3 protein-coding genes are annotated in these 4,116 nt (G+C 65.6%); 2 read left to right on the top strand and 1 reads right to left on the bottom strand.

The genetic code is table 11. The features are described from left to right. Window positions 1-251 (bottom strand): hypothetical protein (locus tag ABWP50_RS08885; protein WP_353217642.1); only part of this gene is annotated, 251 nt, incomplete at its 3' end. Between the two features lie 86 nt (window positions 252-337). On the opposite strand from ABWP50_RS08885, the gene dgcA reads away from it, so the two are divergent. Together dgcA and ABWP50_RS08875 are read left to right on the top strand one after the other, a co-directional pair. After that, the gene (gene dgcA / locus ABWP50_RS08880; protein WP_353217641.1) at window positions 338-1,327 is read left to right on the top strand and encodes an N-acetyl-D-Glu racemase DgcA; all 990 of its coding nucleotides are present in this window, start codon (window positions 338-340) and stop codon (window positions 1,325-1,327) included. A 57-nt stretch (window positions 1,328-1,384) separates the two neighbouring features. Next, window positions 1,385-4,116 (top strand): [protein-PII] uridylyltransferase (locus tag ABWP50_RS08875; protein ID WP_353217640.1); only part of this gene is annotated, 2,732 nt, incomplete at its 3' end.

Below are 4,116 nucleotides of genomic sequence, written 5' to 3'. Positions count from 1 at the left end.
TCGTAATTCACTTCAGGCGACGTGCTTTCGATGATCGGGCTCTCGTCCACCTTTTCGGTGTAGGCGGTGGCGATGGTCTGGACATACTCCCCGGTCAGCTTGATCTCGCCCATCTTGTCAAGAATGCGCAGCTGCACGATCATCATCTGGCGCACCAGCATTTCCAGCGCGGTGATGCGCGACACGGTGGCGACGGCATCCAGCTCAACCTCCGCATCATCCGGCCCGTCATCTGAATCGTCATCCATCATTCTGGCAGCATGCCCGGCTTTGGCGGCGGGTGCAAAGCCGGTTTGCGGGGCTTGCCGCTGGCCGGCGCTTGCGGCAGGGCAGGGGCATGGCCCGCCAGCTTCACGCCCGAATCGAAACCTTCCCGGTGCGCGGCCAGTTCACCATCGCGCGCGGCGCCAAAACCCAGGTCGATGTCGTGGTGGCGGAACTGACCGACGGCGCCCACACCGGGCGCGGCGAAGGCACCGCCATCTATTATCACGGCGACACGGCCGAGGCAGCGCTGGCGGCGTTGCAGGCGATATCCGCTGATGTGGCCGGCCTGCGCCGCGCCGATCTGATCGGCCTGATGCCGGCTGGTGCCGCCCGCAACGCGCTGGATTGCGCGCTGTGGGATCTGGAGGCCAAGCAATCCGGCGCGCGGGTCTGGCAGCAGATCGGCCTGCCCGTGCCGCAGCCGATGCTGACCGCCTACACGATCAGCCTGGCCGATGCCGAGACCATGGCTGCCGCAGCCAGCGCGGTGCGCGGGCGCGAACTGCTCAAGGTGAAGCTGGGCGGCAAGGACGGCCCGGACGGCGATATCGAACGCATGACGGCGGTGCGCCGCGCGGCCCCCGATGCGCGGCTGATCGCCGATGCCAACGAAGCCTGGGGCGGCACCGATATCGAACGCACGCTGGCCCGGCTGGCGCGGCTGGATGTGGAGCTGGTTGAACAGCCGGTGCCCGCCGGGCGCGATGCCGAGCTGGACGGCCTGCGCCCCGCCGTGCCGCTGGCCGCCGACGAAAGCTGCCAGACCCGCGCCAGCCTGGACGCGATCGTCGGCCGCTACCAGTTCATCAACATCAAGCTGGACAAGGCCGGCGGGCTGACCGAGGCGCTGGCGCTGCGCCACGCCGCGGCCCTGCGCGGGCTGGGCGTGATGACCGGCTGCATGCTCTGTTCCAGCCTGGCCATCGCGCCGGCCTTTTATGTGGCCATGCAGGGTGTTTATGCCGATCTCGACGGGCCATTGTTGATCGAAGATCGCCCGCACGGCCTGCGCTTCGTGGGCAGCGACGTGTTGCCGCCCGATGCGGCGCTCTGGGGTTGAAGTCCGGGGGGTTGAAGTGGTGGCCAAGCAGCGCCGAGCAGCCTAGACTGCGCCCAGATGATCCGTCCTGAAACCATTGCCAATCGCCGCGCGATCATTGACCGGCGCGCGCTTGCCGACAGTCTGGCCGAAGGCATGGCGCGGCGGCCCGCGTTTGGTGACCGCCGCAAATTGCTGGCCGATACGCTGCGCGGCGCGCTGCTGGCTGGCCGCGCCGAAATCGCGCTGCGGCTGGAGGCGCATCCGGGCCGCGGGCTTGAGCTGGCCGCTGCCATGAGTTTCCTGATGGATCAGCTTTTGCGGCTGGCCTGTGAAACCGTGGTGACCAGCCTGTATCCCAATCCCAATGCCACCCAGGCCGAGCGGTTGGCGGTGGCGGCGGTTGGCGGCTATGGCCGCGGCCAGATGGCGCCATTTTCGGATGTGGACATCGTGTTCATCACCCCGTGGAAACAGACGCCGTGGGGGGAGCAGGTCATCGAAACCCTGCTGTATCTGCTGTGGGATCTGGGCCTGAAGGTGGGCAATGCCACGCGCAGCCTGAACGATATCGTCTATCTGGCGCGCAGCGACATGACCATTCGCACGGCCTTTCTGGAAAACCGTTTTGTCTGGGGCGATCAGGCGCTGTTTGACGAAGCGGTCACGCGGTTCCGGCGCGAGCTTGTGACCGGCACCGGGCGGGCATTCGTGGCCGAAAAGCTGGCCGAACGCGAAGTGCGCCACAAGCGCATGGGCGACAGCCGCTATGTGGTGGAACCCAATCTGAAAGAGGGCAAGGGCGGCCTGCGCGATCTGCATGCGCTGTTCTGGATCGGCCGCTATCTGCACCAGGTTGATGGCGTTATCGAGCTGGTGGACAAGGGCCTGCTGACGGCGGCGGAATTTCGCCAGTTCCGCCGTGCCGAGAGTTTTCTATGGTCGGTGCGTTTCATGCTGCACCATATCAGCGGCCGCGCCGAAGAACGGCTGACCTTCGATGTGCAGCGTGAACTGGCCAGCCGGCTGCGCTATGCCTCCCGCGACCACATGAGCGCGGTGGAACGCTTCATGCGCCATTATTTCCTGATGGCCAAAACCGTCGGCGATCTGACCGGGCTGTTTCTGGCGCATCTGGACGAATCCACCGCGCGGCTGGCGTGGTTGCCCAGTCTGACGCGCAAGCCGGCGCGGCTGAAGGGCTTCACCCTGCGCCGCGGCAAGATCGGGCTGCCGTCCGATGATTTTTTCCGGGCCGATCCGGTGCGGCTGCTGGAAATCTTTGCGCTCGCCGACAGTGAAAACCTGCCCATCCATCCCATCGCCATGCGCGCTGCGGCCCGCGATGCCGTGTTGATCGATGACCGGGTGCGCCGCGACAAGACCGCCAACACGCTGTTCCTGAATGTGCTCACCTCGCCGCGCAATCCCGAAAATGTGCTGCGGACGATGAATGAAGCCGGCGTGTTTGGGCGTTTTGTTCCGGATTTCGGCCGGGTCGTGGCGCAGATGCAATATGATATGTACCATCATTATACGGTGGACGAGCACACGATCCGCGCCGTGGGCCTGGTGGCGCGCATCGAAAGCGGCGATCTGGCCGCCGAACACAGCCTGTCCAGCGTGATCATCCACCAGTTGACCGATCGCCGGGTGCTGCATGTCGCGGTGCTGCTGCACGATATCGCCAAGGGGCGCAGCGGCGATCACAGCATATTGGGCGCCGAAGTGGCGCGGCGGCTGTGCCCGCGGCTGGGTTTGAGTGCGGCGGAAACCGAAACTGTGGCCTGGCTGGTGGAATTTCACCTGCTGATGAGCCGCACCGCCTTCAAGCGCGATCTGGCGGATTTCAAGACGATCCTGGATTTCGCCGCCGCTGTTGCCAGCCCGGAACGGCTGCGGCTGCTGCTGCTGCTGACGGTGGTGGATATTCGCGCCGTTGGCCCCGGCGTGTGGAATGGCTGGAAGGCGCAATTGCTGCGCGACCTCTATGAGGCCGCCGAGGAAGTGCTGCGGCTGGGCCACAAGCAGACCGGCCGCGCCGAACGCATCGCCGCGCGGCAGCAGGGGCTGAAGGCCGCGCTGGAGTGGCCGGAGGCGCAATTTGCCGCCTATGCCCGCCGCCTGCCGGACAGTTACTGGATTGCCGAAACGCCCGAAGTGCTGCTGGCCAATGCGCATTTGGTGGCGCAAGTCGATGCGCCGGCGGCGCCGGATGCCGAAACGGCGCAGCCGCTGGCGATTTCCTGCACGCCCGATGCGGCGCGCGGCATGACGCTGGTGGCGATTTATGCCAGCGATCACCCCGGCCTGTTTTACCGGATTGCCGGCGCCATCAGCCTGGCCGGCGGCAATATTTTCGATGCGCGCATCCACACCACCCGCGATGGCATGGCGATCGACAATTTCGTGGTGCTCGATCCGCTGGGCCAGCCCTTTGCCGAAAGCCAGCAACTGGCGCGGCTGAAGCGCAATATCGAAGATGTGCTGACCGGGCGCATCCGGCTGGCCGACAAATTGGCCGCGCGGCCACTGGCGCGGCGCAAGGCGGAATTTTTCGGCGTGGAGCCGCGCGTGCTGATCGATAACAAAGCCAGCAACCGCTACACGGTCATCGAAGTGAACGCCAACGATCGCCCGGCGCTGCTGTTCGCCCTGACCAACGGCCTGTTCCAAAGCCGCGTGACCATCCACAGCGCCCACATCGCCACCTATGGCGAGCGCGCCACCGACACATTCTACATCACCGATCTGACCGGCGCCAAGATCGACAATCCGGCGCGGCTGAAACAACTGGAAAAGCGCCTGCT

Origin of the sequence: Sandarakinorhabdus sp. (assembly GCF_040398645.1) — a bacterium.
Lineage (GTDB): Bacteria > Pseudomonadota > Alphaproteobacteria > Sphingomonadales > Sphingomonadaceae > Sandarakinorhabdus.
This window is presented reverse-complemented; position numbering and strand designations above follow the sequence as displayed.